Origin of the sequence: Streptomyces sp. Inha503 (assembly GCF_047215865.1) — a bacterium.
In the GTDB taxonomy this organism is placed as follows: domain Bacteria; phylum Actinomycetota; class Actinomycetes; order Streptomycetales; family Streptomycetaceae; genus Streptomyces; species Streptomyces lycopersici.
Map to the genome: position 1 here is coordinate 9,772,872 of NZ_CP178360.1, position 19,215 is coordinate 9,792,086.

Annotated in this window: 14 protein-coding genes; 1 reads left to right on the forward strand and 13 read right to left on the reverse strand. The window is 70.6% G+C overall.

From position 1 onward, the window contains the following. Positions 1-28: 28 nt before the first annotated feature. The 12 genes from ACJX2R_RS41120 to ACJX2R_RS41175 form a co-directional block, all read right to left on the reverse strand. Positions 29-2,959, reverse strand: coding sequence for a glycoside hydrolase family 2 TIM barrel-domain containing protein (locus ACJX2R_RS41120; protein WP_413104211.1), 2,931 nt, complete (start codon positions 2,957-2,959; stop codon positions 29-31). Positions 2,960-2,972: 13 nt separating this feature from the next. After that, on the reverse strand, positions 2,973-3,788 hold the full coding sequence (locus ACJX2R_RS41125) for a carbohydrate ABC transporter permease (protein ID WP_413106075.1): 816 nt from the start codon (positions 3,786-3,788) through the stop codon (positions 2,973-2,975). Between the two features lie 53 nt (positions 3,789-3,841). Next, positions 3,842-4,825 carry a carbohydrate ABC transporter permease gene (locus ACJX2R_RS41130; protein WP_413104212.1) on the reverse strand — a complete coding sequence of 328 codons (984 nt, stop codon included), beginning with the start codon at positions 4,823-4,825 and terminating at the stop codon, positions 3,842-3,844. 19 nt (positions 4,826-4,844) lie between these two features. Continuing rightward, a complete protein-coding gene (locus tag ACJX2R_RS41135) occupies positions 4,845-6,101 on the reverse strand; it encodes an ABC transporter substrate-binding protein (RefSeq protein WP_413104213.1) in 1,257 nt (418 codons plus the stop codon). A 206-nt stretch (positions 6,102-6,307) separates the two neighbouring features. Then, positions 6,308-7,540 (reverse strand): ROK family protein, encoded by a 1,233-nt coding sequence (locus tag ACJX2R_RS41140; RefSeq protein ID WP_413104214.1) that lies wholly within the window; start codon positions 7,538-7,540, stop codon positions 6,308-6,310. Positions 7,541-7,743: 203 nt separating this feature from the next. Further along, positions 7,744-9,345: a penicillin-binding transpeptidase domain-containing protein gene (locus tag ACJX2R_RS41145; RefSeq protein ID WP_413104215.1), complete on the reverse strand. Its 1,602-nt coding sequence runs from the start codon at positions 9,343-9,345 to the stop codon at positions 7,744-7,746. An 85-nt stretch (positions 9,346-9,430) separates the two neighbouring features. Continuing rightward, positions 9,431-9,622, reverse strand: a complete 192-nt coding sequence (locus ACJX2R_RS41150) for a hypothetical protein (protein WP_385201666.1) — start codon at positions 9,620-9,622, stop codon at positions 9,431-9,433. A 177-nt stretch (positions 9,623-9,799) separates the two neighbouring features. Then, positions 9,800-10,450: a LutC/YkgG family protein gene (locus ACJX2R_RS41155; protein ID WP_413106076.1), complete on the reverse strand. Its 651-nt coding sequence runs from the start codon at positions 10,448-10,450 to the stop codon at positions 9,800-9,802. Positions 10,451-10,587: 137 nt separating this feature from the next. Beyond that, a complete protein-coding gene (locus ACJX2R_RS41160) occupies positions 10,588-12,072 on the reverse strand; it encodes a lactate utilization protein B (RefSeq protein WP_413106077.1) in 1,485 nt (494 codons plus the stop codon). 29 nt (positions 12,073-12,101) lie between these two features. After that, on the reverse strand, positions 12,102-12,854 hold the full coding sequence (locus ACJX2R_RS41165; RefSeq protein ID WP_262704193.1) for a (Fe-S)-binding protein: 753 nt from the start codon (positions 12,852-12,854) through the stop codon (positions 12,102-12,104). Continuing rightward, complete coding sequence (locus tag ACJX2R_RS41170; protein ID WP_413104216.1) at positions 12,845-14,407, reverse strand: rhamnulokinase; 1,563 nt, start codon at positions 14,405-14,407, stop codon at positions 12,845-12,847. Before ACJX2R_RS41170 ends, ACJX2R_RS41165 begins: the two co-directional genes overlap by 10 nt. A 107-nt stretch (positions 14,408-14,514) precedes the next feature. After that, entirely contained in the window at positions 14,515-16,554 is a 2,040-nt protein-coding gene (locus tag ACJX2R_RS41175; protein WP_413104217.1) for a bifunctional aldolase/short-chain dehydrogenase, read from the reverse strand. 158 nt (positions 16,555-16,712) lie between these two features. On the opposite strand from ACJX2R_RS41175, the gene ACJX2R_RS41180 reads away from it, so the two are divergent. Then, a complete protein-coding gene (locus tag ACJX2R_RS41180; RefSeq protein ID WP_413104218.1) occupies positions 16,713-17,921 on the forward strand; it encodes an RNA-guided endonuclease InsQ/TnpB family protein in 1,209 nt (402 codons plus the stop codon). Between the two features lie 105 nt (positions 17,922-18,026). Here ACJX2R_RS41180 and rhaI read toward each other — a convergent pair whose 3' ends face one another. Beyond that, a complete protein-coding gene (rhaI, locus tag ACJX2R_RS41185) occupies positions 18,027-19,187 on the reverse strand; it encodes an L-rhamnose isomerase (RefSeq protein WP_413104219.1) in 1,161 nt (386 codons plus the stop codon). Between the last annotated feature and the right edge of the window lie 28 nt (positions 19,188-19,215).

A 19,215-nucleotide genomic window follows, 5' to 3' on the forward strand; every position in this document is an offset into this window, starting at 1 on the left:
CGACGCTCGCACACCACGGCTCCACCGGTCATTCCAGCCGTGTGAACGTGAAGGAGAACTCGGCGGGGGCCGCGTCCAGTCGGTGCTCGTCCAGCACGCCCGGGCCGCAGGACTGGCTGCCGATGCCCTGCTGGCCGTGGTCCAGGTTCACCCACACCGTCTCGTTCGACGGTTCGAGATCCGGTGTGTGCTCGGCCGCGTCCAACTGCTCGGTGGTCCAGCGGCGCGCGGTGAACCAGAAGGCCGGCTCGCCCTCGATCCGCACCCCCGAGCCGTCGGGCGCGGTCAGCCGCACCCAGCGGACGTCGATCCGGGCGCCGTTCTCCTGCGGGCGGACGTACGGCGTCTGGAGCTCGTCCACCGACAGCGCCCACCGCCCCACGCGCGCGGCGGCGCGGGTGTCCGGATACGCCTCGCCGGGGCCGCCGCCGAACCACTCGGCGTCGCCCAGCGCGGCCGGGAGCCCGAACCGCAGGCCCAGCCGCGGCAGCGGGAAGGTCCACTCGCCCAGCGGGGTGACGGAGACCGCCAGGCTCAGCCGTCCGTCCCCGTCGGCGGTCCAGCGGTAGACCGTCTCCAGGCCGATGTCCACGGCGGCGGGCGCGACGCGGGTACGGACGGTCAGCGCACCGTCCGGCGTCGTCTCCACCGCGTCGGTCCGGTGCCGCATCCGGTGCAGTCCGAACCGGCGCCAGATCTGGCCCCAGCGCTCCTCCGGCTGCCAGGACGCGCCGTTGTCGTTGTCGGTGGGCGCGCGCCAGATGTCCAGCCGGGGCGGTTCGGTGACCGGGAGCCCGCCCAGGGAGGTCAGGGCTCCGGTGGCCGCGTCGAAGACGCCGGGGCCGAGCACGATCCGGCCGCCGTCGCGTCGCGGCGCCGCCCCGGAGGCGAGGGCGCGCGCCCGGCCGGTGCCGGGCGCGGCGGCGGGGAGCTGGGCCCAGGCCACCGGATGGCCCGCCTCGGCCCACGCCGTCGCGGCCGCCAGCCGGGCCTCGACCGTCCACCACGTCTCCGCCCCGGCCTCGGCGTCGGGCGGTGCCGGGAGCTTCACGACGGCGGACTCGCCCGGCGCCAGCGGCTCCACCGCCAGCTCGCCCGAGCCGATCGCCTCGCCCTCGGCCTCATAGGTCCAGGAGAAGACGAGATGGGACAGGTCGGCGAAGTCATGGCCGTTGGTGATCCGGACGGTGCCGTCCGGCCCGTCGCCCTCGATCCGCACCGGCTCGATGACCTTCTTGTACTCGATCAGGCCGGGGGAGGGGGTGCGGTCGGGGAAGACCAGCCCGTCGCATACGAAGTTCCCGTCGTGCATCTCCTCGCCGAAGTCGCCGCCGTACACGTGGTAGAAGCGGCCGTCGGGGGCACGCCGGGTGAAGCCGTGATCGATCCACTCCCAGACGAAACCGCCCTGGCAGCGCTCATGCTCCTGGAACAGCCGCTGGTACTCGCTCAGCCCGCCGGGGCCGTTGCCCATGGCGTGCGCGTACTCGCACTCGATGAACGGCAGCCCCCGGCGCTTCGCGTCCAGCTCCGGATCGCCCCACGGCGGCTCGGCGCGCCGCCCGATCTGGTCGACCTCCTCGTGCGGCGCGTACATCCGCGAGTAGACGTCCGTGTCGGCGCAGGACAGATCGCCCTCGTAGTGGATCACCCGGGACGGGTCGCGCTCCCGGATCCAGTCGGCCATGGCCGAGAGCCCGCGCCCGGTGCCGCACTCGTTGCCCAGCGACCACATCACCACGGACGGGTGGTTCTTGTCCCGCTCGACCATCCGCTCGGCGCGGTCGAGCAGCGCCGGGGTCCAGCGGTCGTCGTCCACCGGGTTGTTCCGCCAGTCCAGGTCGACGAAGCCATGGGTCTCCAGATCGCATTCGTCGATGACCCACAGCCCCAGCTCGTCGCAGAGCCCGAGGAAGGCCGGATGCGGCGGATAGTGGCTGGTGCGCACGGCGTTGATGTTGTGCCGCTTCATCAGCACCAGATCGCGGCGCATGGTCGCGAGATCCACCGCCCGCCCGTTCTCCGGGTGGAACTCATGCCGGTTGACGCCGCGGAAGAGCACCCGCCGGCCGTTGACCTTGAGCAGCCCGTCCTCGACCACCACGGTACGGAAGCCCACCCGCAGCGAGACGCTCTCGCCCACGGTGGTCAGCCGCGCCTCGTACAGCCGGGGCGTCTCCGCGGTCCACGGCTCGACGGGGACGGTGGCGCTCTCCCCGGTGGCCAGGTCGAGACCCAGCTCGGGCACGGTGACCCGGCCGCCGGGGTCGGAGTCGATCCGAAGTGTGCCCTCGCCGGTGGTGTGGTCGTACGAGGCGTGCACGAAGTAGTCGTCGAGCGCGCCCTCGGGGCGGTGCTCCAGCGTCACCTCACGGAAGATCCCGGGCAGCCACCACTGGTCCTGGTCCTCGAGATAGGTTCCGGACGACCACTGGTGGACCCGTACGGCCAGTACGTTGCCCGACGGCTGGAGCAGGCCCCCGACCGCGAACTCGTGCGGCAGCCGGCTGCCCTTGAAGGTGCCCAGCTCCTCCCCGTTGAGCCAGACCCGGGCGCATGACTCGACGCCCTCGAAGCGCAGGACCGCGTCCCCGCCGGCCGGCCAGTCGCCGGGCAGGTCGAAGACGCGCAGATGGTCGCCGGTCGGGTTCTCGTCAGGCACCCGCGGCGGATCCACCGGGAAGGGGTAGCGCACATTGGTGTAGATCGGTGCCCCGTGGCCGTGCAGCACCCAGTGGCCGGGCACCGGGAGCTCGTCCCAGCCGCGGGCGTCGAAGCCGGGGCGGGCGAAGGAGTCGTCCTCGGCGGTGGCGGTCGGCGACAGCCGGAACGACCACGTCCCGTTCAGGCTCAGCCGCGCGGCGTCGGAGGACGGGGTCCAGGGGCGGGGCGGCAGCGCTCCCGCGCCGGGGGAGACGTCCTCGTAGTAGGGCAGTGGCGTGTGCTGCGTGGAGCTCATCGACTCTCCTCGGTCAGCCCTTGATACCGGTCTGTGCCACACCCTGCACCAGCCAGCGCTGGAGGAACACGAAGACCAGGACAAGTGGCAGGATCGATACGGCCGTTGCCATGAAGATCAGGTGGATGTTGATGGTCTGTGCGGTCATATAGGAGGACAGCGCGACCTGCACGGTCCATGAACTCTGATCCTGGCCGATGACCAGGGGCCATAGGAAGGCGTTCCAGCCGCTGATGAAGGTGATGACCGAGATCGCGGCGAAGAAGTTGAGCGAGTTCGGCACCACGATGCGCCAGTACGCGCCCCAGTAGCCGAGCCCGTCCACCCGGGCCGCCTCCTCCAGCTCCTTGGGGAAGCCCAGGAAGTACTGGCGGAAGAGGAACGCGGTGAACCCGCTGAACAGCCCCGGGATGATCAGACCGCGCAGCGAGGAGACCCAGCCGAGCGAGGACACCAGCACATAGCTCGGCACGAAGGTCACGGCCGCCGGGACCATCAGGGTGAACAGCACCGCGTACAGCACCTTGTTCGCGTGCCGGTACGGGATGCGGGCCAGGCCGTATCCGGCCAGGGAGCAGACCAGCAGGGTGCCCAGGGTGTGCAGCACGGCCACCACCGTGGAGTTCCACAGGGCCTTCGCGAACGGCACCGAGGGGTCGTCGAACAGCTCCTTGACGTTCGCCCACTGGAGGTCGGCGGGGAAGAACCGCCAGCTCTCACCGGTGATGTCCGCGTCGGTGGACAGGGCGTTGCGGACGATCAGATAGAAGGGCACCAGGAACAGCACCGTCGCCACGCCGAGGGCGAGGTACAGCCCGGTGTTGCCCATGACCGAGCGCGCGGAGCGCTTGCGGGCCCCCGTGGGTCCGGGCGTCGTGGCGGTCACTTCTCATCACCCCTTCCGAAGCCGAGGAACCGGCCCTGGGCCAGCGTCACCAGGGCGATCAGCAGGGCGAGGATCAGGGCGCCCGCGCTGGCGTGGCCGTAGTCCTGGTTGGCGCCGAGGGCCTGGAGATAGAGGTCGACCAGGGGCGGCCGGCCCCAGGTGGCCCGGCCCTCGTCGAGGATGTTGTAGAACTCGTCGAACGCCTGGTACGCCGCGATGAGCAGCAGCAGGACGACCGCGACCGAGGTGGCGCGCAGCTGCGGCAGGGTGATGTGGCGGAACGTCTGCCAGCCGGGTTTCGCGCCGTCCACGGCAGCCGCCTCGTACAGCTCACGTGGGATGTTCTGGAGCGCCGCCAGGAAGAGGATCATGTAGAAGCCGCATTGCAGCCACAGCCGGGCGGAGCAGATCACCAGCCAGTACCAGGGTGGATGCGGGGAGGCCAGCCAGGCGACGGAGTCGATGCCGAACCAGCCCAGCACGGTGTTCATCATCCCGTAGCGCAACCCGTTGAACAGCGACATCTTCCACACCAGCGAGGCCACGACGAAGCTGCACGCGGTGGGGAGGAAGAAGACCGACCGGAAGAACGCCTTCATGAAGCGGATGCGGTGGACCAGCAGCGCGAGGGTGAGGGAGAGGGCGTAGGTGATCGGCACGATGATCGCGGCGAAGATCGTGAAGTTGACCAGGCTGTCCACGAAATCGCCGTCGCCGAGCATATCGGCGTAATTGCCGAGGCCGACGAACTCGGTGGGGGTGACGGTGCCCTGGGCGTTGTGCAGGCTCAGCCAGAGGCTCCAGCCGATCGGCACATAGACGAAGACGATCAGCCCGATCAGGAACGGGCCGGTGAACAGCCAGAAGTTGAGGGTGCGGCCGCGGGAGCCGCCGAGTCCCCGCGGCCGTCGTCGGGCGGGGGCCGCTCCTCGGGGCGCTCGGCCCTTGGCGGCGCTGTGGGTGGGTGTGGTGGTCGCCATGACGGTTCCGGTCGCCGGCCTATCCGAGCTGCTTCAGCGCGCGCTCGATCTTCTTGTCGGCGCTGTCGAGTTCGGCTTCGGGATTCTTGTTGTCGCGCACCGAATTGACCACCGCGTCGAGCAGGATGTTGAACATCCCCTCGGTCCAGTACGGGTCGTCGAAGACCCCGTGGGTGTTGAACAGCTCGACCGCCTCGGCCGCCACCCCGCTCTTGAGCTTGTCCGCCCCGGCGGCGATGCTCTTGCGCGCGGGGATGTGGAAGCCGTAGTCGAGCGCCCACTCCTGCTGGTACTTCTTCTGGTCGATCCACAGCCATTTGACGAATTCCTTGGCCGCCTCGACGTCCTTGGCCTTGGCGGACACATAGGTGGACCAGCCGCCGTTGTAGACCACCTGGCGCCCCTTGGCGCCGGACTTGGGGAAGGGGAAGATCCCGAAGTCGTCGCCGAACGCCTTCTGGATCGCCGGTATCGCCCAGATGCCGCACCATTGGATGGCGCACAGGCCCTGGAGGAAGCTGGCCGGGTCCCAGACCTCGGTCGGGGCACCCAGCAGCAGTGACTTGCTCTTGTAGAGCTCCCGCGCCTTGGCGAGGGTCTCCACGAGGTTGTCGGTGTGGTAGGCGATCCTGTGGTCCGCGTCCAGATAGTGCGGGCCGGTGGACCACACCAGCGGCTTGCTGATGGTCTTGAGGTTCTGGCCGATGTAGAGCCCCTTGACCTTGCCGCTGGTGAGCTTGTGCGCGGCGTCGATCAGCTCGTCGAAGGTGGCCGGGGGCTTGACCCCGGCCTTCTCGAAAAGGGACTTGCGGTAGAAGAAGAACTGCGGATCGTCGATCATGCGGATGCCGTAGATCTTCCCGTCCACGGAATTCGCCGTGATGTCCTCCGGCAGGAAGTCGTCCTTGACATCGGCGATGATGTCATCGAGCGGAACGATCTGCCGGGAGCGCACCAGCTGGAGATCGGGGTGGTATTCGAAGACATCCGGGGCCCCCGATCCCAGCAGAGTGGTCGCCAGTTTCGACTCGTATTCGCCCGGCACCCATTCGATGGTGACCTTGGCCTTGCCGTAGGCGTCGGCGAACTTCTTCGCGGCCTGCTGGGTGCCCTGCTCTCCGTAGGCGTGGTACATCTGCTTGATCGACTTACCGCCGCCGCCCGAGCGGCTGGTGTTCGAACCGCAGGCGGCGAGTCCGCCGAGGGCCGCCACTCCGCCCATCGCGCGCAGCACGCCGCGGCGGTCCCAGTCCCTGCCTCTGCTCATGTTCGACATATGACGTCCTCGTCTCCGTCGCCGCCAGGTTCCGTCACATTCCTTGGTGCAGCGGGACGTTAGCCATAGACGAAGACTTCGGCAAGGGGTTGGACGAAGTGGGTGCGGTAAGGCTGGTGACGTTCCGTCAGGAGGCTGCCAGGTGGTTCGAGGCGTCGAACGAAAGGGGCGCGGAGCCCGCCGTGGGAACGCTCCCACGGCGTTCCTCAGACTGTGCCGCGGTTCCTCGGCGTGGTGCGGCGGTTCTTCAGGCCCACCGACGCGAGCGAGCCCTCCAGGGCGAAGGTCGCCGCGCCGAGGCTCACGGGGTTGGACGGGATCGGGCACAGCACGATCTCGGTGTTCGCCAGCGGACGGCGCAGCGCGCGCACCGCCACCGCCTCCCGCACCTCGGTGAGCAGCGGCTCACCTAGGGCCGCCGCCACCCAGCTGCTGAGCACGATCACTTCCGGGTTGAGCAGATTGATGAGATCGGCGAGGGCGGCGCCGAGGTAGCGCGCGGTGGCCCGCACGGCCTTCATGGCCACCGGATCGCCCTCCGCGAGGCCCCGGCCGAGCGCCTCGATGGTGGCCGTCTGGTCGTCCGGGTGCAGCAGCGGGCTGTCCGGGCTCAGTTCGCGCAGATTCCGCATGATGCCGGGGGCGCCGACATAGGTCTCCACACAGCCCTGGTTGCCGCAGTGGCACTGTCGTCCGTCCAGGATGAGGGTGGTGTGCCCCCACTCCCCGGCGCTGTTGCTGACCCCGCGGTGCAGGGTGCCGCCGAGCGCCAGCCCGGCCCCCACGCCCGTACCCAGGTTGACCACCACGGCGTCGTTCCGCCCGCGCGCCGCCCCGAACCACTGCTCGGCCACCGTGCAGGCGCGCAGTGGATTGTCGAGGTGGAGGGGGTGGGGGATGTGCTCGGCCAGCAGCCGCAGCAGCGGGACGTCATGCCAGTCCCAGTTGGGGGCGAAGACCGAGACCCCGCCCTCGCGGTCCACCTGGCCCGGCATGCTGACGCCGACGCCCAGCACCCGGTCCGCGGCCACGTCCGCCCGCTCGACCACCGAGGAGACGGCGGCGGCGATATGCGCCACCACCTTGGCCGGGTCGTTCTCCTCCGGGCGCAGCTCCTCGTCGGCGCGGGCCAGGACGGTCAGCGCCAGGTCGAACAGCTCGACATGGATATACGTCTCCGCCACATCCACGCCGATCAGCGCGCCCCCCGAGGAGTTGACCGCGACCAGTCCGCGCGGCCGGCCGCCGTCGGAGTCCTCGTAGCCGACCTCGACCAGCATCCCGAGGTCCAGCAGCTCCCCGACGAGATTCGCCACGGTGGCCAGGCTCAGCCCGGTGGCGGCGGCCACCTCCTGCCGGGAGACGGGGGATTGGGCCACGATATGACGCAGCACCCCGTAGCGGTTGGCGGTGCGTATATCGCGGGACGTGCGCTTCACGCCGGAATCCCCTCTGCGCGGGCGGGTACTGCTGTGTCGCGGGTGCCGCGCCAGGCTAGAGCGTGGGCCAGACCATAGACAACCCCTTCGACCAACCCCTGTACGAAGCGTCGGGGCAGCTGGGGGAGGGCTGAGCGGAAGGCTCAGCCCGCCTTGAGCACCACCCGGAAGGCTCAGTCGGCCTTGAGTACCGCCCGAAAGGCTCAGCCGGCTTTGAGCACCGCGCGGACGACGGGCCCGGCGGCATCCCCGCCGTGCCCACCGCCGGTGACCACGGCGGCGGCCGCCATATCGTTCCGGTAGGCGGTGAACCAGGCGTTGGTCTCGGGCTGGCCGTCGATCTCGGCCGAACCCGTCTTGGCGCCGATGTCGCCGGTGAGCCCGGACATCGCCCGGGCGGCGGTGCCGCTGGTCGCGGTCAGCCGCATCATGGCCTTCAGCTGCGAGACGGTGGCCGGGCCGAGGCTGCGATCGCTGGTGGCGATCTCCCGGTGGTCGACGGAGCGCGGCACGAGAACGGGCTGCTTGAAGGTGCCCGTCTGGGCCGTGGCCGCGACCGAGGCGATCGTGAGCGGGTTCATCTGGACCGTGCCCTGGCCGATCATGGCCGCGGCCTTGTCGTCGCCGCTTCCGCTCGGCACCTCGCCGTCGAAGGTGGTGACCCCCACCCGCCAGTTCAGCCCGAGCCCGAACACCGTCCGCGCCTCCTGGGCCAGCGCGCCATCGGGCACGGCCCCGGCGAGCGAGACGAACGCGGTGTTGCAGGACGCCGCGAAGTCCTGCGCGAAGGTGGCGGCCGGGTTCTCGCTGTCCTCCACGTTGTGGAACGTCATGCCCTGTGCGTACGCCGCCGTCTTCGGGCACGGCACCGGGCGGCTCGGGCTGACCTTGCCCGCCTCCAGCAGGGTGGCCGCGGTGACTATCTTGAACGTGGAGCCCGGCGCCGTCTGCCCTTGCAGCGCGGCGTTGAACTCGGCCCGGTCGGAGTTGGCCACCGCCAGGATCTCCCCGGTGCTGGGCTTGAGCGCCACCACGGAGGCACCCTCGCGGGCGGCCACCGCCTTCTCGGCCCTCCTCTGCGCCCCGGCGTCGAGAGTCGTGCGCAGCGTGCCCGGGGTGCCCTTCGTCACCACATGCAGCGTGGCCCCTGCGGTCCCGTCGGGCTTGACCGCCGAGACCTCCACCCGGGCCGTGCCACCCGCGTCGGCCCCGTATCTCGCGCGCAGCGCGATCAGCACCGGGTCGAGCGAGGGATAGCGGCCCTGCCGCAGCTCCTCGCCGTCCCGGTCCAGCACCCGGACCGGCGGATTGTCCGCCAGATCCGTCCGTACGGACTCATTGGCGCCCAGTTTGGGGTGGAGGACGGAGGGCCTCCAGTCGACCAGCGGCTTCTTGGTCGTCCGGCCGCGCACCACGGTCAGCCGTGAGGTGTAGGTCCAGCTGGATCGGGCCTTGCCGAAGACCACGTCCGCCTTGATGGTGAACGGGACCGTGGTGCCCCGCGCCGCGCCCGGGGTGGCCGTCACCCTCTTCACATGCCCGTCGTCGCGATAGCCGCTGAGGGCGCCGATGGCCGATTCGGCGTCGTTGGTGAGCCCGGCGGCGAGCATGTCATTGCCGTCCGCCCAGGCGTCCAGGAATTCGCGCGCGGTCCGCCGGGCCTCGTCCCCGGTCACCGGACCGTCATGGGCCGCGGTGGTGTCGCCGCCGGTCACGCCCGTGTAGAGGTTGTATCCGCCGTAGCCGGCGACCCCCAGGAGCCCCACCGACAGTGCTCCTAAGACGACCTTCCCCACCGACCGCATGGCGTCCCCCCGATTTTCATCTGTGGTCGGCCGCTTTCACCTTCGTGGGTGGCGCGGGCCGTTGTGCGCATCGCCCCCGTGCCGCTCAGGCGGCCTTTTCCACCTCGCCGCGCAACGCCCGTGTGTAGACCTTCAGCAACCGGCTGTACTCGGCCCGCTCCGAAGGCCGCAGTGCCCGGCCGGCGCGGGCCCGGAGGAAGACGCGTATCGCCTCGTTGGCCTGGTCGGTGGCGGGAGTGGTCAGTAAGGCAGGTTGGTGAGTAGGAGTCGGACGCATGACCACAAGAGTAGAGGCCCCTACCGACAATGGCATCGGCGTAAACCGCCCAACAGCGGTGTTACCGGCGGTATGTGAGGAAGACCGCATCCCCCGCGCAGGTGTTCCCCTCTATGTCCCCATGGCATATGCCCCGGTGCGGCGGGGATATGCCTCCTGGGCTCCCCTGGCGCCCCATCAGCTCTGACCAGCGGATTCCGGCCCGGTGAGGATCACTTCGAGGGTGCGGGGGCCGTGGACGCCTTCCACGCGGTCGAGTTCGATGTCGCTGGTCGCCGACGGTCCCGAGATCCACGTCAACGGGCGGGCCGGGTCGAGGCGTTCAAGCGCCTCGGGGACGGAGCCCACGACCTGGTCGCCGACCCGGATCACGCAGATGTGGTGGTCGGGCACCAGGGTGATACGGCGGCGTCCCTGGTCGGGGGCGGCGTCCAGGACCACGGTCCCCGTCTCGGCGATGGCCACCGCGCAGCCCGTCACCACGCTGGAGACCGCGTCCAGGTCGTGCGGGGTCAGCTCCGCCGTGTCCGAAACCCGGCGCACCGAGTCGGGCACGGCCGACAGCCACGAGTCGGGGAGGCCCGGGGGTACGGCCACGCTGGTCGCGCCGCGGTCGGCGAGGAGGCGGGCGATCAGGGCCGGGAGGGCCGACGGGGCCTCGGCGCGGTGGACGAGCGCGCGGTAGTCGGCCAGGTTCTCCGCGAGGAGGTCCGCGGTCTGTGCGGCGGTGCGGTCGCCGTGGACCCGGTGGTAGGTGCGGTCGACCGGCACCTCGCCGGGTGTCTCGGCACGCGGCACATCGGCCAGGGCACGCCGGATGCGGGCCATGACCAGGGCGCGCGAGTCCGGGCCCTGGGCGCCGGGGCCTTGGATGCCGGGGCTTTGGGCGGCGGGGCCCTGGGCGGCGGGTTGGTGCGCGCCGGGGCGGCGCCCGCCGGGGTTCCGGGAGCCGGGGTCTGGCGAGGTCATGTGGTCTTCTTCCTTCCCTCCGTGCCACTCCCGGTGCCGCTCCCGCCCCGGGTGCGTTGCCACCAGTCGCGGAACGACTCCTCCGGCACCTTCGGCAGCTCCCGCGTATCGCTCCACGCCCGCCCCGGACCGGGCAGCCGGCGCGGATGGAAGCGGCGGGTGCGGGAGGCCAGCCGCTGGCCGGTGCGCAGCAGCCGGGGGTGGTCCAGGGCCCAGCGGGCGGCGCGCATCGCGGCGCGCTCGGCGGCGTGGCCCTTGGCGGGCTTGATGACCGTACGGGTGCCACGGACGGAGGCGGGGCCGCCCTCGACCACCCGCTCGCGCAGGTGGACCAGGATCTCCGGGATGTCGATGGCGACCGGGCACACCTCGTAGCACGCCCCGCACAGGGACGAGGCGTACGGGAGCGAGGCGTCCAGCTCGCTCTGGGTGCCGCGTAGTTGGGGGGTGAGGATCGCGCCGATCGGGCCCGGGTACGCCGACCCGTACGCATGGCCGCCCGCCCGCTCGTACACCGGGCACACATTGAGACACGCCGAGCAGCGGATGCAGCGCAGCGCCTGCCGCCCCACGGTGTCGGCGAGGGTGTCGGTGCGGCCGTTGTCGAGCAGCACGAGGTGGAAGGCGCGCGGGCCGTCGGCGTCGGTGGTGCCGGTCCAGGTGGAGGTGTACGGGTTCATCCGCTCGGCGGTCGAGGAGCGCGGCAGGAGCTGGAGGAAGACCTCCAGGTCCTGGAAGGTGGGGACCACCTTCTCGATGCCGACGACGGAGATCAGCGTCTCGGGCAGGGTCAGACACATCCGGCCGTTGCCCTCGGACTCCACGACCACGAGCGTGCCGGTCTCCGCGACCATGAAGTTGGCGCCGGAGATCCCCACCTTGGCGTTCAGGAACTTCTCGCGGAGGTGGAGCCGTGCGGCCTCGGCGAGGTCGGCGGGCGCGTCGGTCAGCCCCTCCGGGGCCGGGCGCCCCCACTGGGCCATCTTCTCCGTGAAGATGTCGCGGATCTCGCCCCGGTTGCGGTGGATCGCCGGGACCAGGATGTGCGACGGGAGGTCGTCCCCGAGCTGCACGATCAGCTCCGCGAGATCGGTCTCGTACGCCGTGATCCCGGCCGTGGCGAGGGCCCCGTTCAGGCCGATCTCCTGGGTGGCCATCGACTTGACCTTGACGACCTCGCGCTCGCCCGTGGCCCGCACCAGCTCGGTGACGATCCGGTTCGCCTCGTCCGCGTCCGCCGCCCAGTGGACCTGGCCGCCGGCCGCCGTGACCGCGCTCTCCAACTGCTCCAGATACCGGTCGAGATGGCGCAGCGTACGGTCCTTGATGGCCGCGCCCGCGGCGCGCAGCCGCGACCAGTCGTCCAGTTCGGCCACGGCCGTGGCGCGCTTGGCGCGGATGGTGTGGGTGGCGTGGCGGAGGTTGGCACGCAGCTGGGTGTTCCGGGTCGAGGCGTCGGCCGCCCGCGGGAAGGCGGGCATCCCCAGATAGGTGGCCCGGTGGGTTCCGCTCACCAGACGTCTCCTTCCGTGCTGGCCAGGATCTCGGCGAGGTGGACGGGGCGGACCGTGGAGCCCTGGCGGGCCAGTGTGCCGCCGATGTGCAGCTGACAGGAGTTGTCGAGGGTGCACACCGCCTCGGCGCCGGTCGCCGTGATGTTGCGCGCCTTGTCCGCCCCCATGGCCGCCGATACGGCCGCGTTCTTGACGGCGAACGTACCGCCGAAGCCGCAGCACTCCTCGGCGCCCGGCAGCTCCACCAGGTTCAGCCCCTGCACGGCGGCGAGGAGCGAGCGCGGGCGGTCGCCGAGCTTCAGCATCCGCAGCCCGTGGCAGGTGGGGTGGTAGGTCACGGTGTGCGGGTAGTACGCGCCGACATCCGTGACCTTCAGCACGTCCGTGAGGAATTCGGTGAGCTCGTAGGTCTTGGGGACCGCCTCGGCCGCCACGTCCGCGAGCTCCTGGCCACGCCCCTCGGCGGCGGCCTTCGCGCCCATCCGGGGATAGTTGTCCCGTACCATCGCCGCGCATGACCCCGAGGGGGTCACCACGTAGTCGTAGTCGCGGAACGCCGTGGCGTAGCGGCGCATCAGGGGTTCGGTCTCATGGCGGTAGCCGGTGTTGAACTGCGGCTGCCCGCAACAGCTCTGCGCCTCCGGGAAGCCGACTTCCACGCCGAGCCGCTCGAGGAGCGTGACCACGGCTTGGCCGGTGCGCGGATAGAGGGTGTCGTTGACGCAGGTGATGAAGAGCGCTACGCGCACGGTTCCTCCTCGTCGCCCTGGCCGGTGGCGGCCCTAGCCTGGCCGGTGGCGGCCCTTGTGACCGGTGCGTCTCCGAGCCGGGCGGCTGCCCGGTCCCACGCCGAATGATCACCTGTGGGCTCATACTGCCTCAGTGGCTGGGTGCTGTGAAGCAGGGCGCGCAACTCGGGCAGACCACCGGTGATCGCCCCGGCCGTCCTGGCCTGGACCAGTACGTTTCCCAGGGCCGCCGCCTCGGCCGGGCCCGCGATCACCGGGAGGCCGCAGGCATCGGCGGTGAGCTGGCACAACAGCGTGTTGTGCACACCGCCGCCGACGATGTGTACGGCGCTGACCGTACGGCCGGACAGCCGGGCGGCGTCCTCGATCGCGCGGCGGTGGGCCAGGGCGAGGGAGTCCAGGACGCAGCGGGTGGTCTCGGCCGGGGTGCGGGGGACGGGCTGGCCGGTGCGGCGGCAGGCGTCGGCGATGCGGTCGGGCATGTGGTGGGGGGCGATGAAGGCGGGGTCGCCGGCGTCCACGACCGAGCGGAGGGGGGTGGCTCGGGCCGCCGCCCGGAGCAGGGCGGTGAGGTCTGTGCTGCCTGTGGGCGTGCCTTCGGTGTTCCAGCTGCGGACGCACTCCTGGAGCATCCACAGGCCCATGATGTTGCGCAGATAGCGGACCGTGCCGTCCACGCCCAGCTCATTGGTGAAGTTGGCCGCGCGGCTCTCCTCCGTGAGCACCGGCGCGTCCAGCTCGAGCCCGGCGAGGGACCAGGTGCCGGTGGCGATGTACGCGAAGTCGGTCGTGATGGCCGGGACGCCCACTACGGCGGACGCGGTGTCGTGCGAGCCGACGGCGGTGACGGGGAGGGGGTGCGTTATGCCCGTCTCGGTGAGAACGTCCTGGCGCAGGGTCCCGGCCGGGTCGCCGGGGCGCCGCAGGGGAGGGAAGAGCGAGAGGTCGATGCCCAGGGCCGCTGCCACCGGGGCGGCCCAGTCGCGGGTGCGGGGGTCGATCAGCTGGGTGGTGGAGGCGTTGGTCAGCTCGGTGCCCAGCTCGCCGGTCAGCCAGTACGAGATGAGGTCGGGGATGAGGAGGAGGCGGTGGGCGGCGGTGAGGGTGGGCGTGCCGTGCGCCGCGATGAGCTGGTAGATGGTGTTGAAGGGGAGGTGCTGGATGCCGGTGGCGGCGTAGAGGGCTTGGGGCGGGAGCGCGGCCGCGACCTTTTCGGCGGCGCCGGTGGTGCGGGTGTCGCGGTAGTGGACGGGGTTGGCCAGCAGGGTGCCGTCGGCGGCGAGCAGGCCGTAGTCCACGGCCCAGGTGTCGATGCCGATGCTGGTCAGGTTGCTGGTGCCGGTGTGTGCGGCAGCCGCCTTGAGGCCGTTCAGGACGCCCTGGTGGAGCGACAGGACGTCCCAGTGCAGAGTGCCCAGGACGCGGGTTGGCTGGTTGGGGAAGCGGTGCGCCTCGTGGAGGGTCAGCCGTTCCGGGGCGACCTCCCCGACGATGACGCGACCGCTGGAGGCGCCGAGGTCTACGGCGGCGAAGCGGTGTTCTGTGGTGGGCACGTGGACCTCGTCGTGGTGGGTGGTGGGTGGTGGGGTGCGTGGTGGTTGCCGTGGTTCGGACGGGGCGGGGGCCGGGGCCTTGCGACCCCGTCCCCCGCACGCGCGTATCAGCGCAGGAACGCCGCCGCGACTCCCGCGTCGACCGGCACGTGGAGACCCGTGGTGTGGGTCAGGTCGCCGCCGACGAGGGCGAAGACCGCGTTCGCCACATGGGACGGGAGCACTTCGCGCTTGAGCAGGGTGCGTTGGGCGTAGAACTCGCCCAGCTTCTCCTCGGGGACGCCGTACACGGCCGCGCGCTGTGCGCCCCAGCCGCCCGCGAAGATGCCGGAGCCCTGGACGACGCCGTCGGGGTTCACGCCGTTGACGCGGATGCCGTGCTCGCCCAATTCGGCTGCCAGGAGGCGGACTTGGTGGGCCTGGTCGGCCTTGGTCGCGGAGTAGGCGATGTTGTTCGGGCCCGCGAATACGGCGTTCTTGGACGTGATGTACACGATGTCACCGCCCATGTTCTGGGCGATGAAGGTCCTTGCCGCTTCGCGCGAGGCGAGGAAGCTGCCTCGCGCCATGATGTTGTGCTGGAGGTCCCAGTCGGCGGTGGTGGTGTCGAGGAGCGGCTTGGAGACGCTGATTCCGGCGTTGTTGACGAGGATGTCCACGCCGCCGAAGTCCAGCGCCGCCTGCTCGAACGCCGCCTTGATCTGCTCTTCCGAGGTGACGTCGGCGGTGACTGCCGTGGCCTTGTCCGGGCCACCGAGCTCCTGGGCCACGGCCTGCGCCGATTCCGCGTTGACGTCCGCGACCACGACGCACGCACCCTCGGCCACGAGGCGGTGGGCGATCGCCTTGCCGATGCCGGACCCCGCGCCGGTCACCAGGGCGATGCGGGTCGCGAGGGGCTTCGGCTTGGGCATGCGCTGGAGCTTGGCCTCTTCGAGCGCCCAGTACTCGATGCGGAACTTCTCCGACTCCTCGATGGGGGAGTAGGTCGAAACCGCTTCGGCGCCGCGCATGACGTTGATCGCGTTGATGTAGAACTCGCCTGCCACGCGGGCGGTTTGCTTGTCCTTGCCGTAGCTGAACATCCCGACTCCGGGGATCAGCACGATGGCGGGATCCGCGCCGCGCATGGGCGGGGAGTCGGGCGTGGCGTGGCGGTCGTAGTAGGCCGCGTAGTCGGTGCGGTACGCGGCGTGGAGTTCCTTGAGCCGTTCGATCGCCGTGCCGAGGGGCGCGTCCGGGGGCAGGTCCAGGACCAGCGGGCGGACCTTCGTACGGAGGAAGTGGTCCGGGCAGGAGGTGCCGAGGGCCGCCAGGCGCGGGTGTTCGGCGCGGGAGAGGAAGTCCAGGACCGTGTCGTCGTCCGTGAAGTGGCCGACCTGGGGGCGGTCCGTGGCGGCCAGCCCTCGGATCACGGGAGCCAGGGCCGCCGCACGGGCGCGACGTTCGGGCTCGGGGAGGACGGGGTGGATGACGGGGCCGAACGGGTCCGCCTTGCCGCGTGCGGTCAGGAAGTCCTCGGCGGTGCGGATGACGCGGAGCGAGTTCGCCTCGCACTCGGCGGAGGTGTCGCCCCAGGCGGTGATGCCGTGGCCGCCGAGGACGCAGCCGATGGCCTGCGGATTGGCCTTCTTGACGGCGGCGATGTCCAGGCCCAGCTGGAACCCGGGGCGGCGCCAGGGCACCCAGACGACCTGGTTGCCGAAACACTCCTTGGTGAGCGCCTCGCCGTCGGCCGCGCAGGCGAGGGCGATACCGGAGTCGGGGTGGAGGTGGTCGACATGGGCGGCGTCGACCAGGCCGTGCATGGCGGTGTCGATGGACGGCGCGGCCCCGCCCTTGCCGTGCAGGCAGTAGTCGAACGCCGCGACCATCTCGTCCTCACGGTCCACCCCCGGGTAGACCCCGGTGAGCGCCCGAAGGCGGTCCAGCCGGAGCGCGGCGAGCCCGGAGTGGGTGAGGGTACCCAGATCGCCCCCGGAGCCCTTGACCCACATCAGCTCGACGTCCTGGCCCGTGACGGGATCGGTCGCGGTGCCCTTGGCGGAGGTGTTTCCCCCCGCGTAGTTGGTATTGCGGGGGTCGGCGCCCAGCCGGTGCGAGCGCTCCAACAGCGCGCCCGCCTCGGGATGCGGTTCTGCGGTCATCAGAATTCCTTCGTGGGTACCCCGGCTTTGAGGCCGGGGAGGAAGCGGACTCCTACGGAGCGGGGCGGGAAATGCCGAATCGGCGTCAGGGCGATTCGGTGTCCACTGGCCACCGGCCGACACCGCTCACTCACATGGGAATTGATAGAATGTGAGGCATGGAGCAGCAGGTCAAGCGGGCGTTCAAGTACCGCTTTTACCCCACGGACGAGCAGGCGGCTGAGCTGTCGCGCACGTTCGGCTGTGTCCGCTTGGTGTACAACAAGGCGCTGGAGGAGCGCACGCAGGCCTGGTACGGCGAGCAGCGCCGCATCTCCTACGTGCAGTCCTCCGCCGCGCTGACGCAGTGGAAGAAGACCGAGGAACTCGCCTTCCTCTCGGAGGTGTCCTCCGTCCCCCTCCAGCAGGCACTGCGCCACCTTCAGACGGCGTTCGGGAACTTCTTCGCCAAGCATGCGAAGTACCCGCGGTACAAGTCGCGGAAGAAGTCCCGCGCGTCGGCCGAGTACACCCGTAGCGCCTTCACATGGCGCGACGGGCGCCTGACGCTGGCGAAGATGGCCGAGCCGCTGGACATCCGCTGGTCCCGTCCCCTCCCGGAGGGTTCGGAGCCGACGACGGTGACCGTGTCCCGCGACAGCGCGGGCCGCTGGTTCGTGGCGATGCTCGTCGAGGACACCATCGCCCCTGCTCCCGCCACGAGTGCGGCGGTCGGCCTGGACGCCGGGATCACCTCCCTGGTGACCCTGTCCACCGGGGAGAAGATCGCCAACCCCCGACACGAACGCCGCGACCGAGCCCGCCTGGCGAAGGCGCAGCGGGAGCTGTCCCGCAAGGCCAAGGGGTCCGCGAACCGGGAGAAGGCGCGCCGGAAGGTCGCCCGCGTGCACGCGCGCATCGCCGACCGGCGCCGCGACTTCCTGCACAAGCTGACCACTCGTCTCGTCCGTGAGAACCAAACGGTCGTGATCGAGGACCTCACCGTCCGCAACCTGCTGAAGAACGGCCGCCTCGCGCGCGCCATCTCGGACGCGGCATGGACGGACCTGCGCATGATGCTGGAGTACAAGTGCGCCTGGTACGGACGCGAGCTCGTCGTGATCGACCGCTGGTTCCCATCCAGCAAGCTGTGCGGGAACTGCGGCACGGTTCGCGAGAAGCTGCCGCTGAACGTCCGCGAGTGGACGTGCGACTGCGGCGCCGTGCATGACCGCGACGTGAACGCAGCACGCAACATCCTGGCCGCCGGGCTGGCGGCGTCTGCCTGTGGAGACGGTGTAAGACCTCAACGGGAGTCCTCCCGGACGGGGCGGTCGTCGGTGAAGCAGGAAACCCAGCGGGCGACCGCCGGACTCCCCCGCCGTTAGGCGGAGGAGGAAGTCAAGTCGTCCTCTGCGTGTCGATTGCGTGCCGACCTGCTCAGTGGGACTGGCCCCCGGGCCGGGAACCGGCGGGGTGCCACCCCGCATGCGTTACGCACCCCACCCCGCCTGCTCTCCCCCCACCCGCTCCGCCACGATCCGCTCCGCCCACCCCGACGCCCGGTACGCCGCCATCGGGTCCGGGGCGATACCCAGTTCCCCCCGGACCTCGGCCAGCAGCGGCCGTACATCGGTGTTGTACGCGTCCATCAGGACCGCGTTGGCGCCGAGCACATCGCCCTCGCGCTGGGCCGTGGCGAGGGCGTCGCGGTCGACCAGGAGGGCCTTGGCCGTGGCCTCCTGGACGTTCATCACGGAGCGGATGATCGCCGGGATCTTGGGCTCGATGTTGTGGCACTGGTCGAGCATGAAGGCGACCCCCGAGGTCAGCCCCCCACCCCGGACCACCTCGTACATGATCCGGAAGAGCTGGAAGGGGTCGGCGGCGCCGACCATCAGGTCGTCGTCCGCGTAGAAGCGGGAGTTGAAGTCGAAGGCGCCGAGCTTCTTCTCGCGCAGCAGAAGGGCGACGATGAACTCGATGTTGGTGCCGGGCGCGTGGTGGCCGGTGTCCACGCAGACCTGGGCCTTGGGGCCCAGCTTGAGGCAGTGGGCGTAGGCGGTGCCCCAGTCCGGGACGTCCGTGGTGTAGAAGGCGGGCTCGAAGAACTTGTACTCCAGCAGCATCCGCTGGTCCTCGCCGAGGCGGTCGTAGACCGCGCTCAGCGCCTCGGCGAGACGGTCCTGACGGTCCGCGATGTCGTCCTGGCCGGGGTAGTTGGTGCCGTCGGAGAACCACAGCTTGAGATCGCGCGAGCCCGTGGCGTCCATGATGTCGACGCACTCCAGGAGGTGGCCCAGCGCCTTGCGGCGGACCGCCGGGTCGGGGTGGGTGACCGAGCCCAGCTTGTAGTCGTCGTCCTGGAAGACGTTGGAGTTGATGGCGCCCAGTTTCAGACCGCGTTCCTCCGCGTACTTGGCGAGCGCCCCGTAGTCCTCGACCCTGTCCCAGGGGATGTGCAGCGCGACCGTGGGGGCGACCCCGGTCGCGGCGTGCACCTGGGCGGCGTCGTCCAGCTTCTCCTGGGGGGAGCGCGGGACACCGGGCTGGGCGAAGACCTTGAAGCGGGTTCCGGAGTTGCCGTACGCCCATGACGGCGTCTCGACCGCCTGGCTCTTGAGGGCCGCCTTCACGGCTGGAACGTCAGACATGAATCTCCTTCATGAAACGATTCAAGAA